Below are 24,546 nucleotides of genomic sequence, written 5' to 3' on the forward strand. Positions count from 1 at the left end.
ATGGAAGAGAAGCTGCGCTTCGCCATCCGTGAAGGCGGCCGCACCGTCGGTGCCGGCATCGTCGTCACCATCAAAGAATAATCGAGGCCGGTTTTCGCCGGTTCGACAGGAAAGGGCGGTCTTCGGGCCGCCCTTTTTGTTTCCATCATGGCCGCGTGAGAGGCGCATTTGCCGGCCGCTGAAAGCTGTTGCAAGCGCCATCGCCGCAACTAGTATGGGTTGCACCGAGGGAGCTTGGCCAAGAGTGGTTCCAGGGCGTCGTTTCGATGGGCAGGCATGGTGGTTGCGGGCGCTGGTCCGCCTCGTGCTGGTGCTTGCCGTGGCGCTGCCTGTCTGTGCGGCCCAGGCCGAGGAGGAGCAGCCGGACATCCCGCCGATGCGGTTCGCCGTCGTGCGCAGCAGTGCGCCGGGCTGCGAGCCCAACTGTCCGGAATGGATATCGGCGGAAGGCACCATCGAGGCTGGCACGCCGGCCTTGTTCAAGCGCGCACTCAAGACGCTCGCCGGCCGGCAACTGCCGGTCGTCGTCAATTCCCCCGGCGGCAATGTCGAAGCGGCGCTGGCGCTTGGCCGGCTGATCCGCAAGAACAAGCTCGATGCCGCCGTCGGCACGACAGTCTTCACCGGCTGCGAGCCGCGGATGAAAAACTGCACGGACAAGGATAAGGACGGTAAGGCAGCCGGCTATTTCGGCATGGCCTATGACAGCGGCGCCATGTGCAATTCGGCCTGTCCGCTGATGTTTTCCGGCGGTGTCCGCCGCGTGGCCGGCGATTTCGCCTATCTCGGTGTTCACCAGATCACAACCACCTTCCAGCGGACGAAGCTGGTCTACCGGACCACCTACCGGATCGTGAACGGCAAGAAGAAGATCATCAGCACCAGGATCGTCAGCCGAAAGAACGCCGGCAGCTACAAGACCTACGAAATGAGCAAGGGGGTCGAGAAACGCCTTGCCGCCTATTTGAAGGAAATGGGCGTCGACCAAGGCGTGCTCGAGACGATGAAGCAGACGCAGGCCAGCGACATCCGGCAGATTGCCCTCGATGCCATGCTGCGCATGAAGCTCGTCACCAGCCTGGACAGCGTCGATGTCATGACCGGGGGAACCGCCTGCAGGCCGGAGCAGCCGCAGGCGAACTGCCGGCAGGTACCGGCAGGCAAGAACACCGCCGGCGTCCCGACCGCCGGGGCCAGGCCTGCCCTGCCTCAGGAAGCGGATATGCGCTTCGTGCTTGTTCGCGGCAGCAATCCGCTGTGCAATCCCGACTGCCCGGAATGGATCTCCGCCGAAGGCTCGATCACCGCACAGACGCCGGAAAGGCTGCGCCAGGCGCTCGATGCCGCCGGTGGGCGGCGGCTGCCGATCGTGATCAGCTCGCGAGGCGACGATGTCGACGGCGCTCTCGCCGTCGGCAGGATGATCCGGGAGCATAAGCTCGATGTCGTCGTCGCCCGCACGGACTTCGTCGACTGCGGTCCCTCCCTGGACTGCCTGGCCAGGGATGGCGCCCACACCGGGCTGACCATCGATACGGAAGGTGAATGCGCCTCGGTCTGTCCGATCGTGGTCGCCGGCGGCATCAAGCGCCTGATTGGGCCGGATGCGGGCCTCAGCGTGCAGGCGCTCGGACAGGAGGAGATGGTCAAGGCGTATCTTGAGGAGATGGCGATCGGGCCTGGCCTGTTCGAAGCCATGCAGCGTTCATCGGGCCAAACGCAACTCGATCGAGACACGGCGCTGAGGCTCGGGCTGGCGACAGGGCGTCAGTCCGCCGACGAACTGACAGGTGCCACCATATGCAGAGCGGCAGCGAAACCGGACAATTGCAGGGTTATGCCGTCAGCCAATGCCGAAGCCGAGACGCCGGCGAAACTGTAGTCGCGCAGGCTGGCTGGCCATCGGGGCAGGTTGAGCAGAGCGAGGGCTTTCCGCTATCGTTCTCGGGCAGCGAGGACAGGTGAACTCTGATGCGCAAGGACGTCCCGACACTCTACGAATGGGCCGGCGGCAGCGAGGCGCTGAACCGGCTGACGCAGACCTTCTATGACAAGGTGGCGCAGGACCCGATCGTCGGGCCGGTGTTCAAGACCATGTCGCCGGACCATCCCGCTCATGTCGCTGCCGTCATCGGCGAGGTTTTCGGCGGGCCGAAAACCTACAGCGAACAGCATGGCGGGCACCGCGAAATGGTCATGCATCACCTGGGCAAGCATCTGACGGAGGAACAGCGCCGCCGCTGGATCAACCTCCTGGTCGACGCCGCCGATGTCGTCGGCCTGCCCGACGATCCCGAATTCCGTTCGGCCTTCATGGGCTATGTCGAGTGGGGATCGCGGCTGGCCAAGATGAATTCCAATCTCGGCGAGACCTGCGACCCGGAAACCGAACCGATGCCTGCCTGGGGCTGGGGTGTGCCTGGCGGACCCTACACACCGCCTGATGCCAAATCATGACCGGCAAAGCCTGCTGAGAGCTTGTGGAGCAATGACTGCCGAGGAATTCAAGATCGTGCGCTGGCGCGAGTGGGAAGGCCCCGGCCTCGAACATCTTGTGCTGCGCGAGCGGGCCGGCGAGGTGTTGGCCGATTCCGTCGTCATTTGCTCCGGCCAAACGCCTTTCGCCGTCCGCTATCGCATAGGCTGCGACGCGAACTGGCGCGCCAGGAGCGTCACGGTCGATATGATCGGCAGCGAACGGACGCTGGTTCTTGCCTCTGACGGCGACGGCCACTGGACCGGGGACGGCATGCCCGTGCCGGAGCTCGACGGCATCTTCGATCCGGACCTCACTGTGACGCCGTTCACCAACACGCTGCCGATACGGCGCTTGCGGCTTTCCACCGGGCAAAGTGCCGAGATCACCACCGCTTTCGTCGATTTCCCCGCGCTCACGGTGGTGAGTAACCCGCAGCGCTACTCATGTCTCGAAGAGGGCAGGCGGTATCTTTATGAATCGCGCGCCAGCGACTTCAAGCGGGAACTTGAGATCGACGATGACGGGCTGGTCGTCAGCTATCCCGATTTCTGGCAAAGGGGATGAAGGCGCGTTTGCCTGCAAACCGCTCTTTACAGACAGCGCGGAAGCTTTTAGGAAGCCCCTGCTGCTGCGCCGAGGCGCACACGATACGGGCATAGCTCAGTTGGTAGAGCGGCGGTCTCCAAAACCGCAGGTCGTAGGTTCGAGCCCTGCTGCCCGTGCCATTTTCCAAAATGGCCATCCGAACGATATTTGCTGCTGGCCTTGGAAAATCGGCGAACCGCTGGTGGCCGGACATGCTAAATCGTGAGAAGGTTTGGACATGGAAGCCCATAGCGCGCTCCGCCGTATCGTCCTGCTCGTCGCACTTCTGAACCTGAGCTATTTTGGCATTGAGTTCGCCGTGGCGGTCGCTATCGGATCGGTGTCGTTGTTCGCCGACAGCATCGATTTTCTGGAAGATGCCTCGGTCAACCTGCTCATTCTGCTTGCGCTGGGCTGGTCGATGCGCGCCCGCTCGCGGGTTGGCATGGCGCTGGCGCTTATTCTGCTTGTGCCCGGTTTAGCGACCCTTTGGACGGCGTGGGAAAAATTCAACGCGCCGGTACCGCCGCAAGCCCTGGCCCTGACGCTGACGGGTCTGGGTGCACTCGCGGTCAATCTCTCCTGCGCCTACATGCTCGCCGCCTACCGGCACCACGGCGGCAGCCTGACGCGGGCGGCGTTCCTGTCGGCACGCAATGACGCATTCGCCAACATTGCCATTATTGCTGCCGGGCTGATGACGGCTTTCGTGTGGCGATCGGCGTGGCCAGATTTGCTGGTGGGTTTGGGGATTGCGGCCTTGAATGCCGACGCCGCCCGCGAAGTGTGGGAAGCTGCGCGTGGAGAGCGCCGGGCAGCCGCCTGATTGCCGCTGTGACAACAATTTGGCCCCGTTATTTTCCAGGGGTTAAGGGGGGGGTGTCAGGATTTTCTTTGAAAAACCATAGTCTATGTGCTATAAGGTGGGCGCGAATGAAAAACCAAAAACCCGCAGTATGGATGGGATCGTCGAAGGACGATCTGCGCGAGTTTCCGGTCGATGTTCGCCGGTTGATGGGGGTCGCAATCAACGACGCCCAGAATGGTGAAGAGCACCCGGCTGTCAAAGCCCTAAAAGGGTTTGGGGGTCGCAGCATCCTTGAGGTGGTCGACGACTTCGACGGGGACACCTACCGGGCCGTCTACACCGTGCGCTTCGCCGGGGTGATCTACGTCCTTCATTGCTTCCAGAAGAAGTCGAAGAAGGGCAGGGAGACGCCCAAGCACGAGATCGATCTCGTGACAGCGCGATTGAAGGCAGCCGAGGCGCACCACCGCGAAAACCATGGGAAAGGAACAAAGTCATGACTGAAGACATCACCGCCGAAATTAGCAGCGGCAACGTGTTTGCGGACCTCGGCTTTGACAATCCCGAAGAGGAATTGCTCAAGGCCAAGCTGGCCCGCGAGATCCGCGCCATTATCAAGCGCCGGCGCCTAACCCAGGCGAAGTCGGCCGAGTTGCTCGGGATGAAACAGCCGGACGTTTCAGCGATCGTCACCGGGCGCACCGGGAAGTTCTCGATAGACAGGCTGGTTCGCTGTCTGGACCGGCTCGACTACAAGGTCGACGTGGTGGTTCGCCATAAGCCTCGACGGTCAACTCGAGCGGCTGAAGCCGCTTGACCAGACAGCGCCCCGGCGTCGGCTCTCTAAGCCAGTATCTAAAGCAGAACAAATAATCGTCGCCCGGCGCCCGACCTAGCTCAGAGGGCCACCACTTGCCGGTTCATCATCCGGTTTCGGGGATGGGTGTGTGTGTGTGTGTGTGTGCGACTCCCACCACTTGGCTCGTTGTGGTTGCCTTTCTTCAATCGTGGCGATTTTCGCTGCTACCGACGGAGAGGAATAACCCGATGAAAAAAACAACGGCGCTTAAAGTCCAAGCATATTCAACACTCAAACGTTTAGCGTCCGGCCCAACTAAAGCTATCCTGGCAATCGCTACGACCACAGTGGTGGATACAGTAACTCACCTCATCCATCCGAAAGGCGCTCCCGAAACGATTGAGCGCCTTTTTTTACGGTTGGCAGATCAACCAGATCCGATCCTGACATCCTCACCCAGCGCGTCGAGCATGGCGAGATAGGGAGCAGGCAACCCATGGTGCCGGCCGCCATCGCGCATCAGCGCTAGATACTCGGCATTTGGGGGAGGGGGATTTTCCTGCCGCTCAGCGACATAGGTCTGCATTTCGGTGGGCTCGCCACCCATGGTCACCACTATCGTCATCCGGTTATAACGGTTCTCGCCCGCGGGTCGGCTGGTCTCGTAGCCTTCCTCCCGATCGAGACGGGCCACATCATCGGGCGTCAACCTATAGACAACGCCCCAGACAGCGCCGTCGCGAACCGGCTCTATTGACGATACTCCGCACCCGCGATTGTTTGACAGCCGCGGAAAACAGAGCCGATGGCTCGGCAACATGCCGATGCCTACGACCTGATGGCCAGGGCAGCGCTTTGCGATCTGCAGCGGGTCCATGTTCGATCCGTAGGCGAAATATAGCATTGGGACACCCTCGAGAGGCCTAGCAGGCTGCTGATGAAATACTCATTTGGCTTTCAGAATGGCCTCGTCGCCGTTGTGATAGGCAATGTGATTTGACCGAGCCGTCGTCGAGCAAGTTCGGCGGAGCCATCGCCAATGACCTCGCCCATCCGTCGAAGCCAGCTTATGTGAAGAACACACATCTTATCGGGCCATATCGGTGCTGTCCCTTCCGCATTGAATGGCATCCGAGAAATTCTCGCTTATCCTGCTTGTGCGCATGTGAGCATAAGGTGGCGCCTGGCCAACTGCGGCCGCACCTCCATTCCCGCCGTCGGCCATAGTCCGGCCGAAAGGGCAGTTTTCGTTGCACGAATGCCCTGTGCGCATCGATATTTTGCGGGTCGGCCTTTGAAAATCGGCGACCCGCTTGCCATATTAGCCTGATTGGGGCATAAGGCAGCCATAGCCGGGACGGAACGACTGGATGGTTCCGAGGCGGTGTTTGGTCATAAAGCGGACACTTGCCACTTGCGTGGATCAAGAATCGGTTTTATGTAGACAGAACAGACACGCGACGCGTGGAGCTGGGAAGCCGGCTTTACGCGTCTGATTTGCATGGGCGAAATGGTTGCGCTGATTCGGCGCGACTCTGGGCTCAGGCGGCACGTCCCGGTCAGCGGGATCATCCAGGGGGCCCGGCCAACGGGTCTTGAAGACAGGCGGCATATGGCTTCGAAAACCACAAATCCTTTCGTCTTTCTCCAGCAGGTCCGCTCGGAGACAGCCAAGGTGACTTGGCCGTCGCGTCGCGAGACCATGATCTCGACGGTGATGGTTCTGGCCTTCGCTGTGATTGCGATGGTCTTTTTCTTCACCGCTGATCAGCTCATGGGCTTCGCGGTCGAACAGATTCTGGGCATTGGACGTTAAGTCCGGCGATTACGGAGAAGTCTAAAAATGACTGCGCGCTGGTACATCGTCCACGCTTATTCGAACTTTGAAAAGAAGGTCGCCGAGGACATCGAGAACAAGGCCAAGCAGAAGGGCCTGTCCGCCGATATCGAGCAGATCGTGGTGCCGACCGAGAAGGTCGTCGAAGTTCGCCGTGGCCGCAAGGTCGATGCCGAGCGCAAGTTCTTCCCGGGCTATGTGCTCCTGAAGGCCAATTTGACCGATGCGGTGTTCTCGCTGGTCAAGAACACGCCGAAGGTCACCGGCTTTCTCGGCGACTCCAAGCCGGTGCCGATCACCGAGGCCGAGGCGCAGCGCATCCTGAACCAGGTCCAGGAAGGCGTCGAACGGCCGAAGCCGTCGGTCACCTTCGAGATCGGCGAGGCGATCCGCGTTTCGGATGGTCCGTTCGCGTCCTTCAACGGTTTCGTCCAGGAAGTGGACGAGGAGCGGGCGCGGCTCAAGGTGGAAGTTTCGATCTTCGGGCGCGCCGTGCCTGTCGATCTGGAATTCGGACAGGTCGAAAAGGGCTGATCCGAAATCCCCGATGTTGGACCGGCGACGCCGGTCGGCGATCGGGGGAGGCGGCGCACAAGCGCGCGGCCTCGAGAACGGTGGGAGGCGAATGCGGCTTTAGCCGGCTGCGCGAACCGCACCACCAGACTGCAACCGCCGGGTTTCCCAGATAGTGGGTGCCGGCATAGACAAAGGCAGGAAAAGAGATGGCTAAGAAAATTGCAGGCCAGCTCAAGCTCCAGGTCTCCGCGGGTTCGGCTACGCCGTCGCCCCCGATCGGCCCGGCGCTTGGTCAGCGCGGCATCAACATCATGGAGTTCTGCAAGGCGTTCAACGCGCAGACCCAGGAAATGGAAAAGGGATCGCCGGTTCCGGTCGTCATCACCTATTATCAGGATAAGTCATTCACCTTCGTCATGAAGACGCCGCCGGTGAGTTATTTCCTGAAGAAGGCTGCGAACCTGAAGTCGGGCTCGAAGGAGCCGGGCAAGGTCAAGGCTGGCACCGTTTCGCGCGACAAGGTTCGCGAAATCGCGACTGCCAAGATGAAGGATCTGAACGCAAACGACGTCGAAGCGGCCATGCGCATGGTCGAGGGCTCCGCCCGCTCGATGGGTCTGGAAGTGGTGGGCTGAGATCATGGCAAAGATTGCAAAGCGTGTATCGAAGACCCGCGAAGGCATCGATCCCAACAAGGCTTACGCCCTGGGTGATGCGCTGCAGCTGCTCAAGGACCGTTCCACGGTCAAGTTCGACGAGACCATCGAACTGGCCATGAACCTCGGCGTCGACCCGCGTCATGCCGACCAGATGGTCCGTGGCGTGGTCAACCTGCCGAACGGCACCGGCCGCTCGGTTCGCGTCGCCGTGTTCGCTCGTGGCGACAAGGCCGAGGAAGCCAAGGCCGCCGGCGCCGACATCGTCGGAGCCGAGGATCTGGTCGACATCGTCCAGAAGGGCACGATCGATTTCGATCGCTGCATCGCCACGCCGGACATGATGCCGCTCGTCGGCCGTCTCGGCAAGGTGCTCGGCCCGCGCGGCATGATGCCGAACCCGAAGGTCGGCACCGTCACCACCGACGTCGCCGCCGCCGTCAAGGCATCGAAGGGCGGCGCGGTCGAGTTCCGCGTCGAGAAGGCCGGCATCGTTCATGCCGGTGTCGGCAAGGTCTCGTTCGACGTCAAGGCGCTGGAAGAGAACATCCGCGCCTTCGCCGACGCGGTGACCAAGGCAAAGCCGGCTGGCGCCAAGGGCAACTACGTCAAGAAGGTGTCGGTCACCTCGACGATGGGCCCGGGCCTCAAGCTCGACGTCTCGACGCTCGCAGCGTCCTGATACGACCATTTGGATCGTCTCCCAAGAGACTGATCCGCAAGTGAATTCCGGGCCTCCGACGTGTCGGCGGCCCGGTGCCGGAAGCCGAAAGGCTTCCGGACATCCTGTCCGAGATTGCAGGCGGCCCAAAAGCCTTAATTCATGTGGGCCTGCATGAGACGGGTGAAGACCTGACAACGGAGCAAGTGCTCCAATGAAAGGTTCGAACCGTGTTTGCCTTTTGTCTGCGCACCGTCGGCTTGGCCGCCGGTGTGGCGAAAGGGGGCAGGATCCTCGAGCGTCGTTCGGGAGATCCGTTACTGGATGGCCCGGCCGGCAAAGGCAACCCGACGCCTGTCCTATTTTAGGGGCAGGGGTCAACTGGAGATAGGCAGTGGACAGAGCGGAAAAACGCGAACTCGTCACGGGCCTGAACGATGCGTTTGCAAGCGCAGGTTCAGTGGTCGTGGCCCACTATGCCGGCATCACCGTCGCGCAAATGAACGACCTTCGGTCGAAAATGCGCGCCGCCGGTGGCACCGTTAAAGTCGCGAAGAACCGTCTCGCCAAAATCGCTCTTCAGGGCACGGACTCCGCATCGATCATCGAGCTGTTCAAGGGACAGACGCTGATTGCTTATTCGGAGGATCCGATTGCGGCGCCGAAGGTCGCGTCCGATTTCGCCAAGGGAAATGACAAGCTCGTCATTCTCGGCGGCGCAATGGGCACCACCTCGCTCAACGCCGACGGTGTGAAGGCACTCGCCACACTTCCGTCGCTCGATGAGCTGCGCGCCAGGCTGGTTGGCATGATCGCCACGCCGGCAACCCGGATCGCCCAGATCGTCAATGCGCCAGCGGCCTCGGTCGCGCGCGTCATCGGCGCTTACGCCCGGAAGGACGAGGCGGCATGAGGCCGTTCCTCGCTATCACAAACACACGTTCGAACCTTATGAAGGAATACAACAATGGCTGATCTCGCAAAGATCGTAGACGACCTTTCGAAGCTGACCGTCCTCGAGGCGGCCGAGCTGTCGAAGCTTCTGGAAGAAAAGTGGGGCGTTTCGGCTGCTGCTCCGGTGGCGGTTGCCGCTGCTGGCGGCGCTGCTGCTGCCGCTGCTCCGGTCGAGGAAAAGACGGAATTCGACGTCGTCCTCACCGACGCTGGCGCTCAGAAGATCAACGTCATCAAGGAAGTCCGCGCCATCACCGGTCTTGGCCTCAAGGAAGCCAAGGATCTGGTCGAAGCGGCTCCGAAGCCGGTCAAGGAAGGCGTTTCCAAGGCCGACGCTGACAAGTTCAAGGCCCAGCTGGAAGCAGCCGGCGCCAAGGTCGACCTGAAGTAAGCGTAAAAGCGGCGGGCGGCCTCGCGCCGTCCGCCACTCCCTTCACCTGGAGGGGAGGACGCGTAACGCGAGATGTACGAGAACCTCTTTCCTGAGGGCCCGAACAGGCCTTCAGGAAACGGGTTTTCTCCCGTTTCAGCCGGCCGCCGCCAAGCAATTGGTTGTGGCTGCCGGAGAACAGACAGAGGGCCGCCGCCCAGGCGGCTCGGTATGCAAGGCGAGCCGCGGCGAGGCTCGTCCCGAGTTTAGAGCTAAGGAGCGACGATGGCCCAGACCCAGACTTTCAATGGCCGCAGACGCGTACGCAAGTTCTTCGGAAAGATCCCGGAAGTTGCGGAGATGCCGAACCTGATCGAGGTTCAAAAGGCATCCTATGACCAGTTCCTGATGGTGGACGAGCCCAAGGGCGGACGTCCGGACGAGGGACTGCAGGCCGTTTTCAAGTCGGTCTTCCCGATCTCCGATTTTTCCGGCTCCTCGATGCTGGAGTTCGTGAAGTACGAGTTCGAAGGACCGAAATTCGACGTTGACGAATGCCGTCAGCGCGACCTGACCTATGCCGCGCCGCTGAAGGTGACGCTGCGCCTCATCGTGTTCGATATCGACGAGGATACCGGCGCCAAGTCGATCAAGGACATCAAGGAGCAGGACGTCTACATGGGCGACATGCCGCTCATGACCTTGAACGGCACCTTCATCGTCAACGGCACTGAGCGCGTCATCGTCTCGCAGATGCACCGTTCGCCGGGCGTCTTCTTCGACCATGACAAGGGTAAGTCGCACTCGTCGGGCAAGCTTCTGTTTGCCGCGCGCGTCATTCCCTATCGCGGCTCGTGGCTCGACATCGAGTTCGATTCCAAGGACGTCGTGCACGCTCGCATCGACCGCCGCCGCAAGATTCCGGTGACGTCGCTGCTGATGGCGCTCGGCATGGACGGCGAAGAGATCCTGTCGACCTTCTACAACAAGATCACCTACAAGCGCGCCGGCGACCACTGGCGCATCCCGTTCAACGTCGAGCGTTTCCGCGGCCTCAAGGCCGTCGGCGACCTGGTCGACGCCGATACGGGCGAGGTCGTCGTCGAAGCCGGCAAGAAGATCACCGCCCGTCAGGCCAGAGCGCTTGGCGAAAAGGGTCTCAAGGCGATCAAGGCGACCGACGAGGATCTGCTCGGCAACTACCTGGCCGAGGACATCGTCAACTACGCAACCGGCGAGATCTTCCTCGAAGCCGGCGACGAGATCGACGAAAAGACGCTGAAGGTGCTTCTCGGCACGGGCGAGAACGAGATCAAGGTTCTCGACATCGACCACGTCAATGTCGGCGCCTATATCCGCAACACGCTCAACGTCGACAAGAACGAGAGCCGCCAGGACGCGCTGTTCGACATCTACCGTGTCATGCGCCCCGGCGAGCCGCCGACGCTCGAGACCGCCGAAGCCATGTTCAACTCGCTGTTCTTCGACAGCGAGCGCTACGACCTGTCGGCCGTCGGCCGCGTCAAGATGAACATGCGCCTCGAACTCAAGGCCGAGGACACCGTGCGCGTCCTGCGCAAGGACGACATCCTGGCCGTGGTCAGAACGCTTGTCGAACTGCGTGACGGCAAGGGCGAGATCGACGACATCGACAATCTCGGCAACCGCCGCGTGCGCTCGGTCGGCGAGCTGATGGAGAACCAGTACCGCGTCGGCCTGCTGCGCATGGAGCGCGCGATCAAGGAGCGTATGTCCTCGATCGAGATCGACACGGTGATGCCGCAGGACCTGATCAACGCCAAGCCGGCGGCCGCCGCCGTGCGCGAGTTCTTCGGTTCCTCGCAGCTGTCGCAGTTCATGGACCAGACCAACCCGCTGTCGGAGATCACCCACAAGCGCCGCCTGTCGGCGCTTGGACCGGGCGGTCTGACCCGCGAGCGCGCCGGCTTCGAGGTGCGCGACGTGCACCCGACGCATTACGGCCGCATCTGCCCGATCGAGACGCCGGAAGGCCCGAATATCGGTCTGATCAACTCGCTCGCCACTTTCGCACGTGTCAACAAGTACGGCTTCATCGAGAGCCCGTACCGCAAGATCGTCGACGGCAAGCTGACCAATGACGTCGTCTATCTCTCGGCGATGGAAGAAGCCAAGCACCATGTCGCGCAGGCCAACGCCGAACTCGACAAGAATGGCGGCTTCGTCGACGAGTTCGTCATTTGCCGCAGCGCCGGCGAAGTGATGATGGCGCCGCGTGAAAACGTCGACCTGATGGACGTGTCGCCCAAGCAGATGGTGTCGGTGGCCGCGGCCCTGATCCCGTTCCTGGAAAACGACGACGCCAACCGCGCTCTGATGGGCTCGAACATGCAGCGTCAGGCCGTGCCGCTGGTGCGCGCCGAGGCGCCGTTCGTCGGCACCGGCATGGAGCCGATCGTCGCCCGTGACTCCGGCGCCGCCATCGGCGCCCGCCGCGGCGGCATCGTCGACCAGGTGGACGCGACGCGTATCGTCATTCGCGCCACCGAGGATCTCGATCCGGGCAAGTCCGGCGTCGACATCTACCGACTGATGAAGTTCCAGCGTTCGAACCAGAACACCTGTATCAACCAGCGTCCGCTGGTGCGCATGGGTGACCGGGTCAACAAGGGCGACATCATCGCCGACGGTCCGTCGACCGAGCTCGGCGATCTGGCGCTCGGCCGCAACGTGCTGGTCGCGTTCATGCCGTGGAACGGCTACAACTACGAGGACTCGATCCTGCTCTCCGAGCGCATCGTCGCCGACGACGTCTTCACCTCGATTCATATCGAGGAGTTCGAGGTCATGGCGCGCGATACCAAGCTCGGTCCGGAGGAAATCACGCGCGACATTCCGAACGTTTCGGAAGAAGCGCTGAAGAACCTCGACGAAGCCGGCATCGTCTACATCGGCGCGGAAGTGCAGCCTGGCGATATCCTGGTCGGCAAGATCACGCCGAAGGGCGAAAGCCCGATGACGCCGGAAGAGAAGCTTCTGCGCGCCATCTTCGGTGAAAAGGCCTCCGACGTGCGCGACACCTCGATGCGCATGCCTCCGGGCACCTTCGGCACCGTCGTCGAGGTGCGCGTGTTCAATCGCCACGGTGTGGAGAAGGACGAGCGCGCCATGGCGATCGAGCGCGAGGAGATCGAACGCCTCGCCAAGGACCGTGACGACGAGCAGGCCATCCTGGACCGCAACGTCTACGCGCGTCTTTCCGACGTCCTCGTCGGCAAGGAAGCGATTGCTGGACCGAAGGGCTTCAAGAAGGGCTCGACGCTGTCCAAGGACACGCTCGACGAGTATCCGCGTTCGCAGTGGTGGCAGTTTGCCGTGGAGAACGAAAAGCTCCAGAGCGAACTGGAAGCCCTGCGTGGCCAGTACGACGACTCCAAGAAGGCGCTCGAGCAGCGCTTCATGGACAAGGTCGAGAAGGTGCAGCGCGGCGACGAAATGCCTCCGGGCGTCATGAAGATGGTCAAGGTCTTCGTGGCCGTGAAGCGCAAGATGCAGCCGGGCGACAAGATGGCCGGCCGTCACGGCAACAAGGGTGTCGTGTCGCGCATCGTTCCGGTCGAGGACATGCCTTTCCTCGAGGACGGCACGCATGCCGATATCGTGCTCAACCCGCTGGGTGTGCCGAGCCGCATGAATGTCGGCCAGATCCTGGAAACGCATCTGGGCTGGGCTTGCGCGGGCATGGGCAAGAAGATCGGCGAGCTGATCGACACGTATAAGGCGGCCGGCGATATCAAGCCGCTGCGCAAGACGCTCGAGAGCTTCATGCCGGCCAACGACCGCAACGAGCCGGTCCGCGAGTATGACGACGAGAGCATCGTTCGCCTCAGCGAGCAGATGCGTCGCGGCGTCTCGATCGCGACCCCGGTGTTCGACGGCGCGCACGAGGCTGACATCAACATCATGCTGGAGCAGGCGGGCCTGCATACCAGCGGTCAGTCGCAGCTCTATGACGGACGCACGGGCGAGCCGTTCGATCGCAAGGTGACGATGGGCTATATCTACATGCTCAAGCTTCACCACCTCGTGGACGACAAGATCCACGCGCGTTCGATCGGTCCGTACTCGCTCGTCACCCAGCAGCCGCTGGGCGGCAAGGCGCAGTTCGGTGGCCAGCGCTTCGGCGAGATGGAGGTCTGGGCGCTGGAAGCCTATGGCGCCGCCTACACGCTGCAGGAAATGCTGACGGTGAAGTCGGACGACGTCGCCGGCCGTACCAAGGTCTACGAGGCGATCGTCCGCGGCGACGACACCTTCGAGGCCGGCATCCCGGAGAGCTTCAACGTGCTCGTCAAGGAAATGCGGTCTCTCGGCCTCAATGTCGAGCTGGAGAACACCAAGCTCGACGACAACCCGATCCGGCTGCCCGACGCGGCGGAGTAAGGCAATGGCGCGTCGCGAAAGCCGCGACGCGCCGATCAAATTTCTTCGGCCGGTGGGCCGACCACTCAGCGGGCATTCTGCCCGCGTTAGATGCAAGGGGTTTTCGAGGACCCCGAAAAGGAGAACGGCATGAACCAAGAGGTCATGAATCTCTTCAATCCGCAGGCGCCTGCGCAGGTGTTCGATTCTATCCGGATCTCGCTTGCCAGCCCTGAGAAGATTCTGTCCTGGTCGTTCGGCGAGATCAAGAAGCCGGAGACCATCAACTACCGCACCTTCAAGCCGGAGCGTGACGGTCTGTTCTGCGCGCGCATTTTTGGCCCGATCAAGGACTACGAGTGCCTGTGCGGCAAGTACAAGCGCATGAAGTACAAGGGCGTCATCTGCGAAAAGTGCGGCGTCGAAGTCACGCTGTCGCGCGTTCGCCGCGAGCGCATGGGCCATATCGAGCTCGCCGCTCCCGTCGCCCATATCTGGTTCCTGAAGTCGCTGCCCTCGCGCATCGGCACGCTGCTCGACATGACCCTGAAGGACATCGAGCGCGTCCTGTACTTCGAGAACTACATTGTCACCGAGCCTGGCCTCACCGCGCTGAAGGAGCATCAGTTGCTCAGCGAGGAAGAGTACATGATCGCCGTCGACGAGTATGGCGAGGATAGTTTCACCGCCATGATCGGCGCCGAGGCCATCCATGACCTCCTGGCCGGCATGGACCTGGAGAAGATCGCCGGCGACCTGCGTTCGGAACTGGCTTCGACCACGTCCGAGCTGAAGCAGAAGAAGTATCTGAAGCGGCTCAAGGTCGTCGAGAACTTCATGGAGTCCGGCAACCGTCCGGAATGGATGATCATGAAGGTGGTTCCGGTGATCCCGCCGGACCTGCGTCCGCTCGTCCCGCTGGACGGTGGCCGTTTCGCCACGTCCGACCTGAACGACCTCTATCGCCGCGTCATCAACCGCAACAACCGTCTGAAGCGGCTGATCGAACTGCGGGCGCCGGGCATTATCGTGCGCAATGAAAAGCGCATGCTGCAGGAAGCCGTCGATGCGCTGTTCGACAATGGCCGTCGCGGCCGCGTCATCACCGGTGCCAACAAGCGTCCGCTGAAGTCGCTATCCGACATGCTCAAGGGCAAGCAGGGCCGGTTCCGCCAGAACCTGCTCGGCAAGCGCGTCGACTATTCCGGCCGTTCGGTCATCGTGACCGGTCCGGAGCTCAAGCTGCACCAGTGCGGCCTGCCGAAGAAGATGGCGCTCGAACTGTTCAAGCCCTTCATCTACGCCCGTCTCGACGCCAAGGGTTACTCCTCGACCGTCAAGCAGGCGAAGAAGCTGGTCGAGAAGGAGCGTCCGGAGGTCTGGGATATCCTGGACGAGGTCATCCGCGAGCATCCGGTGCTGCTGAACCGCGCGCCGACGCTGCACCGCCTCGGCATCCAGGCGTTCGAGCCGATCCTGATCGAAGGCAAGGCGATCCAGCTGCATCCGCTGGTCTGCACGGCCTTCAACGCCGACTTCGACGGCGACCAGATGGCGGTCCACGTGCCGCTGTCCCTGGAAGCGCAGCTTGAAGCCCGCGTGCTGATGATGTCGACCAACAACATCCTGCACCCGGCTTCCGGCGCGCCGATCATCGTGCCGTCGCAGGACATGGTTCTGGGTCTCTACTATCTCTCGATCGTCAACCAGAACGAGCCGGGCGAGGGCATGGTGTTTGCCGACATGGGCGAACTCCAGCACGCGCTCGAGACCAAGGCTGTGACCCTGCACGCCAAGATCAAGGGCCGCTTCCGCACGGTCGACGCCGAAGGCAAGGTCGTGTCGAAGATCCACGACACCACGCCTGGCCGCATGATCATCGGCGAGCTTCTGCCGAAGAACGTCAATGTGCCGTACGAGACCGCAAACCAGGAGATGACCAAGAAGAACATCTCCAAGATGATCGACACCGTCTACCGCCATTGCGGTCAGAAGGAGACGGTCATTTTCTGCGATCGCATCATGGCGCTCGGTTTCGCTCACGCCTGCCGTGCCGGCATTTCGTTCGGCAAGGACGACATGCTGATCCCGGACTCCAAGATCAAGCTGGTGTCGGACACCGAGGCTTTGGCCAAGGAATACGAGCAGCAGTACAATGACGGCCTGATCACCCAGGGCGAGAAGTACAACAAGGTCGTCGACGCCTGGGCCAAGTGCTCGGAAAAGGTCGCCGACGAAATGATGGCCCGCATCAAGGCCGTGGAGTTCGAGGACAATGGCCGTCAGAAGCCGATGAACTCGATCTACATGATGTCGCACTCCGGTGCGCGTGGCTCGCCCACGCAGATGCGCCAGCTCGCCGGCATGCGCGGCCTGATGGCCAAGCCGTCGGGTGAAATCATCGAGACGCCGATCATCTCGAACTTCAAGGAAGGCCTGACCGTGCTCGAGTACTTCAACTCGACCCACGGCGCCCGCAAGGGTCTGGCCGACACCGCCTTGAAGACGGCGAACTCGGGTTATCTCACCCGTCGTCTCGTCGACGTGGCGCAGGACTGCATCGTCAACTCCGTGGATTGCGGCACCGACAAGGGCCTCACCATGCAGCCGATCGTCGATGCCGGTCAGGTTGTCGCTTCGGTCGGCCAGCGCGTGCTGGGCCGCACCTCGCTCGACGACATCAACCATCCGGTGACCGGCGACCTGCTGGTCAAGGCCGGAACGCTGATGGACGAGCGTGACGTGGAGCAGATCGAAAAGGCCGGCGTCCAGTCGGTCCGCATCCGCTCGGCACTGACCTGCGAGGTCAGGGTTGGCGTGTGCGCGGTCTGCTACGGACGCGATCTGGCCCGCGGTACCCCGGTCAACCAGGGTGAAGCCGTCGGCGTCATCGCGGCGCAGTCGATCGGTGAGCCGGGCACCCAGCTCACCATGCGTACCTTCCACATGGGCGGTACCGCGCAGGTGGTGGACAGCTCGTTCCTTGAAGCCTCCTACGAGGGCAAGGTCGAGATCCGCAACCGCAACGTGGTGCGTAACTCCGACGGCCAGCAGATGGTCATGGGCCGCAACATGGCGGTGCTGATCCTCGACGAAGCCGGCAAGGAGCGCGCCACGCACCGCGTCACCTATGGTTCGCGTATCTTCGTGGACGATGGCGACAAGGTGAAGCGCGGCCAGCGTATCGCCGAGTGGGATCCGTATACCCGCCCGGTCCTCACCGAAATCGAGGGCAAGGTGTCGTACGAGGATCTGGTCGACGGCATTTCCGTCCAGGAAACGGCCGACGAATCGACCGGCATCACCAAGCGTGAGGTCATCGACTGGCGTTCCACGCCACGCGGCAACGACCTCAAGCCGGCGATTGCGATCCTCGACGCCAAGGGCAAGGTCGGCAAGCTGTCGAAGGGTGGCGACGCCCGCTTCCTGCTCTCGGTCGAGGCCATTCTCTCGGTCGAGCCGGGTGCGCAGGTTCGCCCCGGCGACGTCCTGGCGCGTATCCCGATGGAAAGCGCCAAGACCAAGGATATCACCGGCGGTCTGCCGCGTGTTGCCGAACTGTTCGAGGCTCGTCGTCCGAAGGATCACGCCATCATCGCCGAGATCGATGGCACGATCCGCTTCGGCCGCGACTACAAGAACAAGCGCCGCATCATCATCGAGCCGCATGACTCGACGCTCGAGCCGGTCGAATACCTGATCCCGAAGGGCAAGCCGTTCCATCTCCAGGACGGCGACGTCATCGAGAAGGGCGACTACATCCTCGACGGCAATCCGGCGCCGCACGACATCCTGGCGATCAAGGGCGTGGAAGCACTTGCTTCCTACCTCGTGAACGAAATCCAGGAAGTCTACCGCCTGCAGGGCGTGTCGATCAACGACAAGCACATCGAGGTGATCGTTCGCCAGATGCTGCAGAAGGTCGAGATCACCACGCAGGGCGACTCGACCTACATTCCGGGCGACCACGTCGACGTGATCGAGCTGGAAGAGGTCAACGAGCGCCTGATCGAGGACGGCAAGAAGCCGGCCGAAGGTCAGCCGGTGCTCTTGGGCATCACCAAGGCCTCGCTGCAGACGCCGTCCTTCATCTCGGCCGCGTCCTTCCAGGAGACGACCAGGGTGCTGACGGAAGCCGCGGTTGCCGGCAAGACCGACATGCTGCAGGGCTTGAAGGAAAACGTCATCGTCGGCCGGCTGATCCCGGCCGGTACCGGCGGCACGATGAGCCAGATCCGGCGCATCGCCACCTCGCGCGACGAACTGATCATCGACGAGCGCCGCAAGGCCTCCGGTGTTGAAGTCGCCGAGCCGATGCTGGCCGACATGACAACCGCCGCGCAGTAAGCGCGGCGGGAGCAATTCTAGGAAAAGTGTAAAACGGTTTTCCGTCCGGAATTGCGCCAAAACAAGGATAGAGCGGTTCAACGTTTCCATGAAACGATGAACCGCTCTTGGAAATCTCAGGCAACAAGGCCGTCGGGGCAACCCGGCGGCCTTTTTGTTTGTTCGGGGTTTGATGTTGGGTTCATATTCATGGCAGCTTTTCGCCCGGGGTGCCTAGCGGCATCCTTTCGCGTTTTGGCTTTGAATGGATCGGAGGATAAAACGATGAGCAAGAGAACCTGGGCTGCTGTCGACGACTATATCGTCGATGCCCTGTTCGAGGCAGATCCCACCCTCGACGCCGTTCTGGCGGCCAATCATGACCAGGGCCTGCCGGCGATCGACGTATCGCCGGCGCAAGGCAAGCTGCTTTCACTTCTGGCGCGCATGAAGGCAGCAGGGAAGATCCTCGAGATCGGCACGCTGGGCGGCTATTCGACGATCTGGATGGCGCGCGCACTGCCTGCCGACGGTAAGATCGTGACGCTTGAACTCGACCCGCATCACGCCAAGGTCGCGCGCTCGAATTTTGAGCGGGCAGGGGTGTCGGAGCGGGTCGACCTGCGGGTCGGGCCGGCGCTTCAATCGCTCGCCGCGCTGAGCGCCGAGAACGCCGGCCCGTTCGACCTCATCTTCATCGACGCCGACAAGCCGAACAATCCGAATTATTTGTCATGGGCGGTGCGGCTGTCGCGCTCAGGAACCGTCATCGTCTGCGACAACGTCATCCGTGACGGCGCGGTGCTCGACGAGGACGGTCGTGATCCCAATGTCGAAGGCGCACGCGCCGCCTTCTCCTTCATCGGCGGCGACAAGCGGCTGGACGGAACGGCCATCCAGACCGTCGGAGCGAAGGGCTATGACGGTTTTGCGATCGCGATCGTCGAATGATGCCAGAGGGAAGCCGCATCGACGAGCGTTGGCTGCAATAGGTTTGCGCCCTTCCTCTGCCCCGTCGATCGGGGTGGCTCGGCGTAGCCGAGACGGAGTGGGGGTCGACCTGGCACGAGCATTCAAGCTATGTCTGCAACCCCGTCGCGTTCGCAAATCAATCGAAGAACGCCTCGACCACGTTGCGCTTGCCCAGCATGAAGGCGTCGGCGACATGCTGCAGCGGCGCGAGATCGACGTCGGAGATGCCGGCGCGCACGATCTCGGCGAAGCGCTTGTAAAGCATCGGATATTCGGCTTCGGGCTCTTCGTGAACGATCTTGCCGTCGATGGCGAGCTTCGAGCCGCCGCCCGAGAGCACCATCTTGCCGGCATCCGTGTCGGCCAGGATGTCCCAGCTTTGCGGACCGGTCTGCAGCCAGTCGAGCTCCATCGTCACCGGCAATCCGTTCGAGGTGCGGAAGGCGACTTGCGCGGCGACCGGGGCGGCACGGTTCTCGGGAAAATCGAGCGCGGCCGAGGTGATGAACATCGCCGGCAGGATGTGGGTGGCGATCGACAGCGCGTTGATGCCGGGATCGAAGACGCCGAAGCCGCCTGGTTGCCAGATCCAGTCCTGGTTCGGGTGCCAGCGGCGCACGTCTTCCTTCCAGACGATCGCCGCCGAGCGGATGCGGGTCGAGGCGAGAAAGCTCCGCGCGGCCTCCACCGCCGGCGCATAGCGCGAATGCCAGCTGGCGAAGAGGGTGACGCCCTGTCTCGTCGCCAGCGCCTTCAGGTCCTCGACCTCGCTGACCGTGGCGCCCGGAGGCTTTTCCAGGAAGACATGCTTCTTGGCCTCGAGCGCGGTGCGCGCGGCATCGTAGCGGAATTGCGGCGGCATGCAGAGCGAGACGGCGTCCAGTTCCGGCACCGCGTCGAGCATCGCCTCGATGGTGGGAAAATTCGGGATGCCGTCGACCTTGCCATGCCGGCTGGCGGCGGCGGTCAGTCGGTAATCCTGGTCTTTCGCCAGGGCCGGCAGGTGCTGGTCGCGGACGATCTTGCCGACGCCGACGATGCCAATCTTGATGGGCTGGGACACGGTCGCTCCGTCTGTTGGGTGATGATCAGCGCTTCTTATCAGAACACTTGCCCCGAACAAGCCAGCGGTGGACGGTCAGTCCCAGCTTTGCCGGACTGCAGCGCCCAACTTTTTCTTTCGCCGGAAGGGGGCTGGCGGCGATTCGAAAGGCGAGGGGTGCCTGATTCTCAGATCGGCTCCTCGAAGGTCACGATCGACACTTCGCCTTCGAGCGCGCCTTGATAGGCTGACAGATGCGGCTCGTCGTCGGGCACGCCGTCCATGTCACCGATCTGGTCGAGCTCGGCCTCGGCGTAACCCTCAGCCGCGAGCGATTCGAGCGCTTTGCGCACAGCCGAATCGTCGTCGGGTGCGACCAGCATGACATGCACGCCCTCCACCTTGCCGCCTTTGCGTTTCCACACCCGGCCGGTGATGATGGTGACCGGACGTTCTTCATTGTCGTTCACGGCTGATTCCTCCTGGCAAAGAGCGGGCGAGGGGACTTTGACTGTTCAGGGCGGCCTTTTCGCACGAAGCGGAGCCATGCGACAGCCAAAAGCCATTCACTTTGCCAAAGGCTTGGCACTTTCTTCCTTGCCATTGCAAAATGGCGAAAGAAAATTACATGCGGTTTTCGCATGGCTGCCAAGCCTCGGCTTCAATGCAATATTTGCCACGCCGGGGTTGACGGTTCGCGGGCTTACGAGTAGAAGCCGGCCAGTCAGAACCGATGTGAGGCTCTCCTTTCCGAAGCGACACGCTTTGGAGTTTGCCTCAAACAGGGTTCGTTTTACGAGCGAAAAGACATTTCCGGCGTGCACGAAGCGGCTTCCGCTTCCTCTGCCATTTGTTCGGGCAAGACCGCGAGGCGCGGTTTGTGGCCCGAATTTGCGTATGGAAATGACGCTTTGAGCGGCCCTGACCGGGCGAGACACGGAATTGAGAGACAAGAGGGTTTAATGCCTACCGTCAACCAGCTGATCCGCAAGCCGCGCATTGCGCCGGTGAAGCGCAACAAGGTCCCGGCCATGCAGCAGAACCCGCAGAAGCGGGGCGTCTGCACGCGCGTCTACACGACGACGCCGAAGAAGCCGAACTCGGCGCTGCGCAAGGTGGCCAAGATCCGCCTGACCAATGGTTTTGAAGTGATCGGTTACATCCCCGGCGAAGGTCACAACCTTCAGGAACACTCCGTGGTCATGATCCGCGGCGGCCGCGTCAAGGATCTTCCGGGCGTTCGCTACCACATCATCCGCGGCGTGCTCGACACGCAGGGCGTGAAGAACCGCAAGCAGCGCCGTTCGAAGTACGGCGCCAAGCGTCCGAAGTAAGGCGTCCGAAGTAAGATTTTCCGGCTCTGGCGCTTCAATGCGTCGGGCTACGAGATTGAGAGACAAAAGCCATGTCGCGTCGTCACAGTGCAGAAAAGCGTGAGATCAACCCGGATCCGAAGTTCGGCGATCTGATCGTCACCAAATTCATGAACGCCGTCATGTATGACGGCAAGAAGTCGGTTGCCGAGACCATCGTCTACGGCGCCCTCGACCAGGTTCAGTCGAAGACCAAGCAGGAGCCGGTCACCGTCTTCCATCAGGCGCTCGACAATGTCGCGCCGCATGTGGAAGTGCGTTCGCGCCGCGTTGGTGGTGCGACCTACCAGGTTCCGGTCGATGTGCGCCCCGAGCGTCGTCAGGCGTTGGCCATCCGTTGGCTGATTGCTGCCGCGCGCAACCGCAACGAGACCACGATGGTCGACCGCCTCTCCGGCGAGCTGATGGACGCGGCCAACAACCGCGGCACGGCCGTCAAGAAGCGTGAAGACACCCACAAGATGGCTGAAGCCAACCGCGCTTTCGCGCACTACCGCTGGTAAAGCGCGAACGAGACTGAGAGGCAGCTACGATGGCCCGCGAATACAAAATCGAAGACTACCGCAATTTCGGTATCATGGCGCATATTGACGCCGGCAAGACGACGACCACCGAGCGCGTTCTCTATTACACGGGCAAGTCGCACAAGATCGGCGAAGTCCACGACGGCGCTGCCACCATGGATTGGATGGAGCAGGAGCAGGAGCGCGGCATCACCATCACGTCCGCCGCGACCACGACCTTCTGGAAGGGTCGCGACGGCAAGATGCACCGCTTCAACATCATCGACACCCCCGGACACGTCGACTTCACCATTGAAGTCGAGCGTTCGCTGCGCGTGCTCGACGGCGCCATCGCGCTGCTCGACGCCAACGCCGGTGTCGAGCCGCAGACGGAAACCGTCTGGCGCCAGGCCGACAAGTACAAAGTTCCGCGCATGATCTTCTGCAACAAGATGGACAAGATCGGCGCCGACTTCTACCGCTCGGTCGAGATGATCGGCTCGCGCCTCGGTGCGCAGGCTGTCGTCATGCAGCTGCCGATCGGCGCCGAAATCGATTTCAAGGGCGTCGTCGACCTCGTGGAAATGAATGCGCTTGTCTGGCGCGACGAGACGCTGGGCGCTGCCTGGGACGTCGTCGAAATCCCGGAAGACCTCAAGGCCCGTGCCGAGGAATACCGCGAGAAGATGATCGAAGCCGCCGTCGAAATGGACGAGACGGCCCTCGAAAACTACCTCGAAGGCAAGATGCCGTCGAATGACGAGATCCGTTCGCTGATCCGCAAGGGCACGATCGCGGTCAAGTTCTACCCGATGTTCTGCGGCTCGGCCTTCAAGAACAAGGGCGTGCAGCCGCTGCTCGACGCCGTTGTCGAATACCTGCCGTCGCCGGCCGACGTGCCCGCCATCAAGGGCGTGGACGCCAAGACCGATGCCGAGATCGAGCGTCATGCGGACGATAACGAGCCGCTGTCGATGCTCGCCTTCAAGATCATGAACGACCCGTTCGTCGGTTCGCTGACCTTCGCCCGCATCTATTCGGGCAAGCTGACCAAGGGCATCTCGGTCGACAACACCGTCAAGGGCAAGAAGGAGCGCATCGGCCGCATGCTGCAGATGCATGCGAACTCGCGCGCCGACGTCGAAGAAGCTTTCGCCGGCGACATCGTCGCTCTGGCTGGCCTCAAGGACACGACCACTGGCGACACGCTGTGCGATCCGCTGCATCCGGTCATCCTCGAGCGCATGGAATTCCCCGATCCGGTCATCCAGATCGCCATCGAGCCGAAGACCAAGAACGACCAGGAAAAGATGGGCCTTGCCCTTCACCGCCTGGCTGCCGAGGATCCGTCCTTCCGCGTCAAGACCGACGAGGAAAGCGGCCAGACCATCATCTCCGGCATGGGCGAACTGCACCTCGACATCATCGTCGACCGCATGCGTCGCGAGTTCAAGGTGGAAGCCAATGTCGGCGCTCCGCAGGTGGCCTATCGCGAGACGATCACCCGCAGGTTTGAGCAGGACTACACGCACAAGAAGCAGACCGGCGGTACCGGTCAGTTCGCCCGCGTCAAGGTTGTGTTCGAGCCGAATGCGGAAGGCGAGGACTTCGTGTTCGAGTCCAAGATCGTCGGCGGCGCGGTGCCAAAGGAATACATTCCGGGCGTCGAGAAGGGCATCCAGAGCGTCATGGGCGCCGGTCCGTTCGCGGGCTTCCCGATGATCGGCGTCCGGGCGACGCTCATCGACGGCGCCTACCACGACGTCGACTCCTCGGTCCTGGCCTTCGAAATCGCGTCCCGTGCGTGTTTCCGTGAAGCGGCACCCAAGCTTGGCGTGCAGCTGCTCGAACCGATCATGAAGGTCGAGGTCGTGACGCCGGAAGATTATGTCGGCAGCGTCATTGGCGATCTGAACGGCCGTCGTGGCCAGATCCAGGGCCAGGAAGCGCGCGGCGTGGCTGTCGTCATCAACGCGATGGTGCCGCTCGCCAACATGTTCAAGTACGTCGACAACCTGCGCTCGATGAGCCAGGGCCGCGCGGCCTACACGATGCAGTTCGATCACTACGAGCCGGTCCCGACCGCGGTCGCCCAGGAAGTCCAGAAGAAATACGCGTAACTCGAAAGAGCTGCCGCGGTAACGCAATTCAAAGCCCGCACGGGCGAGCAGGAAATGGAGACATCACATGGCAAAAGGTAAATTCGAGCGCACTAAGCCTCATGTGAACATCGGCACGATCGGCCACGTCGATCATGGCAAGAC

At 62.0% G+C, this 24,546-nt stretch carries 21 protein-coding genes, 1 tRNA gene and 2 pseudogenes; 21 read left to right on the forward strand and 3 right to left on the reverse strand.

Going from position 1 to position 24,546, the window contains the following annotated elements; all coding sequences use genetic code 11:
- The 8 genes and pseudogenes from LB577_RS31810 to LB577_RS31845 form a co-directional block, all read left to right on the forward strand.
- Positions 1 to 81 (forward strand): annotated as a pseudogene (locus LB577_RS31810) (elongation factor Tu); the annotation flags it as partial.
- Positions 82 to 244: 163 nt separating this feature from the next.
- A complete protein-coding gene (locus LB577_RS31815; protein ID WP_224690381.1) occupies positions 245 to 1,882 on the forward strand; it encodes a hypothetical protein in 1,638 nt (545 codons plus the stop codon).
- Positions 1,883 to 1,971: 89 nt separating this feature from the next.
- Complete coding sequence (locus LB577_RS31820; protein WP_224690383.1) at positions 1,972 to 2,457, forward strand: group II truncated hemoglobin; 486 nt, start codon at positions 1,972 to 1,974, stop codon at positions 2,455 to 2,457.
- Between the two features lie 31 nt (positions 2,458 to 2,488).
- Positions 2,489 to 3,043: a putative glycolipid-binding domain-containing protein gene (locus tag LB577_RS31825; protein ID WP_224690384.1), complete on the forward strand. Its 555-nt coding sequence runs from the start codon at positions 2,489 to 2,491 to the stop codon at positions 3,041 to 3,043.
- 85 nt (positions 3,044 to 3,128) lie between these two features.
- Positions 3,129 to 3,204, forward strand: a tRNA-Trp gene (locus LB577_RS31830).
- 98 nt (positions 3,205 to 3,302) lie between these two features.
- Positions 3,303 to 3,890, forward strand: a complete 588-nt coding sequence (locus LB577_RS31835) for a cation transporter (RefSeq protein WP_224690385.1) — start codon at positions 3,303 to 3,305, stop codon at positions 3,888 to 3,890.
- A 134-nt stretch (positions 3,891 to 4,024) separates the two neighbouring features.
- The gene (locus tag LB577_RS31840; RefSeq protein ID WP_031258765.1) at positions 4,025 to 4,372 is read left to right on the forward strand and encodes a type II toxin-antitoxin system RelE/ParE family toxin; all 348 of its coding nucleotides are present in this window, start codon (positions 4,025 to 4,027) and stop codon (positions 4,370 to 4,372) included.
- A complete protein-coding gene (locus tag LB577_RS31845) occupies positions 4,369 to 4,689 on the forward strand; it encodes a helix-turn-helix domain-containing protein (protein WP_224690386.1) in 321 nt (106 codons plus the stop codon). The genes LB577_RS31840 and LB577_RS31845 overlap by 4 nt, the downstream gene beginning before the upstream one ends.
- A 409-nt stretch (positions 4,690 to 5,098) precedes the next feature.
- On the opposite strand, the gene LB577_RS31850 is transcribed toward LB577_RS31845, so the two are convergent.
- Positions 5,099 to 5,575: a gamma-glutamylcyclotransferase family protein gene (locus LB577_RS31850; protein WP_224690387.1), complete on the reverse strand. Its 477-nt coding sequence runs from the start codon at positions 5,573 to 5,575 to the stop codon at positions 5,099 to 5,101.
- A gap of 708 nt (positions 5,576 to 6,283) precedes the next feature.
- On the opposite strand from LB577_RS31850, the gene secE reads away from it, so the two are divergent.
- The 9 genes from secE (at position 6,284) to LB577_RS31895 (ending at position 19,343) form a co-directional block, all read left to right on the forward strand.
- Positions 6,284 to 6,487 (forward strand): preprotein translocase subunit SecE, encoded by a 204-nt coding sequence (gene secE / locus LB577_RS31855; protein ID WP_013895711.1) that lies wholly within the window; start codon positions 6,284 to 6,286, stop codon positions 6,485 to 6,487.
- A 27-nt stretch (positions 6,488 to 6,514) separates the two neighbouring features.
- Entirely contained in the window at positions 6,515 to 7,042 is a 528-nt protein-coding gene (nusG, locus tag LB577_RS31860; RefSeq protein WP_013895710.1) for a transcription termination/antitermination protein NusG, read from the forward strand.
- A gap of 188 nt (positions 7,043 to 7,230) precedes the next feature.
- A complete protein-coding gene (rplK, locus tag LB577_RS31865) occupies positions 7,231 to 7,659 on the forward strand; it encodes a 50S ribosomal protein L11 (RefSeq protein ID WP_010909262.1) in 429 nt (142 codons plus the stop codon).
- 4 nt (positions 7,660 to 7,663) lie between these two features.
- Positions 7,664 to 8,362 carry a 50S ribosomal protein L1 gene (gene rplA / locus LB577_RS31870; protein ID WP_224690388.1) on the forward strand — a complete coding sequence of 233 codons (699 nt, stop codon included), beginning with the start codon at positions 7,664 to 7,666 and terminating at the stop codon, positions 8,360 to 8,362.
- A gap of 373 nt (positions 8,363 to 8,735) precedes the next feature.
- The gene (gene rplJ / locus LB577_RS31875; protein ID WP_013895708.1) at positions 8,736 to 9,254 is read left to right on the forward strand and encodes a 50S ribosomal protein L10; all 519 of its coding nucleotides are present in this window, start codon (positions 8,736 to 8,738) and stop codon (positions 9,252 to 9,254) included.
- A gap of 54 nt (positions 9,255 to 9,308) precedes the next feature.
- A complete protein-coding gene (gene rplL / locus LB577_RS31880; protein ID WP_006202136.1) occupies positions 9,309 to 9,686 on the forward strand; it encodes a 50S ribosomal protein L7/L12 in 378 nt (125 codons plus the stop codon).
- Positions 9,687 to 9,950: 264 nt separating this feature from the next.
- A complete protein-coding gene (gene rpoB, locus LB577_RS31885) occupies positions 9,951 to 14,087 on the forward strand; it encodes a DNA-directed RNA polymerase subunit beta (protein ID WP_023769181.1) in 4,137 nt (1,378 codons plus the stop codon).
- A gap of 129 nt (positions 14,088 to 14,216) precedes the next feature.
- On the forward strand, positions 14,217 to 18,413 hold the full coding sequence (rpoC, locus tag LB577_RS31890) for a DNA-directed RNA polymerase subunit beta' (RefSeq protein ID WP_013895706.1): 4,197 nt from the start codon (positions 14,217 to 14,219) through the stop codon (positions 18,411 to 18,413).
- 264 nt (positions 18,414 to 18,677) lie between these two features.
- On the forward strand, positions 18,678 to 19,343 hold the full coding sequence (locus LB577_RS31895; RefSeq protein ID WP_224690389.1) for an O-methyltransferase: 666 nt from the start codon (positions 18,678 to 18,680) through the stop codon (positions 19,341 to 19,343).
- 157 nt (positions 19,344 to 19,500) lie between these two features.
- Here the strand turns inward: LB577_RS31895 and LB577_RS31900 are convergent, their stop codons facing one another.
- Both LB577_RS31900 and LB577_RS31905 read right to left on the reverse strand, forming a co-directional pair.
- A complete protein-coding gene (locus LB577_RS31900; RefSeq protein WP_224690390.1) occupies positions 19,501 to 20,427 on the reverse strand; it encodes a Gfo/Idh/MocA family protein in 927 nt (308 codons plus the stop codon).
- A gap of 167 nt (positions 20,428 to 20,594) precedes the next feature.
- Entirely contained in the window at positions 20,595 to 20,876 is a 282-nt protein-coding gene (locus LB577_RS31905) for a hypothetical protein (RefSeq protein WP_023776149.1), read from the reverse strand.
- A gap of 492 nt (positions 20,877 to 21,368) precedes the next feature.
- On the opposite strand from LB577_RS31905, the gene rpsL reads away from it, so the two are divergent.
- The 4 genes and pseudogenes from rpsL to LB577_RS31925 form a co-directional block, all read left to right on the forward strand.
- Positions 21,369 to 21,740 carry a 30S ribosomal protein S12 gene (gene rpsL, locus LB577_RS31910; protein WP_006333356.1) on the forward strand — a complete coding sequence of 124 codons (372 nt, stop codon included), beginning with the start codon at positions 21,369 to 21,371 and terminating at the stop codon, positions 21,738 to 21,740.
- Positions 21,741 to 21,811: 71 nt separating this feature from the next.
- The gene (gene rpsG, locus LB577_RS31915) at positions 21,812 to 22,282 is read left to right on the forward strand and encodes a 30S ribosomal protein S7 (RefSeq protein ID WP_008875664.1); all 471 of its coding nucleotides are present in this window, start codon (positions 21,812 to 21,814) and stop codon (positions 22,280 to 22,282) included.
- Positions 22,283 to 22,311: 29 nt separating this feature from the next.
- Positions 22,312 to 24,402, forward strand: coding sequence for an elongation factor G (gene fusA, locus LB577_RS31920; protein ID WP_013895702.1), 2,091 nt, complete (start codon positions 22,312 to 22,314; stop codon positions 24,400 to 24,402).
- A 67-nt stretch (positions 24,403 to 24,469) separates the two neighbouring features.
- Positions 24,470 to 24,546, forward strand: a pseudogene (locus tag LB577_RS31925) (elongation factor Tu); the annotation flags it as partial.

This window comes from Mesorhizobium sp. B283B1A (assembly GCF_020165735.1).
In the GTDB taxonomy this organism is placed as follows: Bacteria; Pseudomonadota; Alphaproteobacteria; order Rhizobiales; family Rhizobiaceae; genus Mesorhizobium; species Mesorhizobium opportunistum.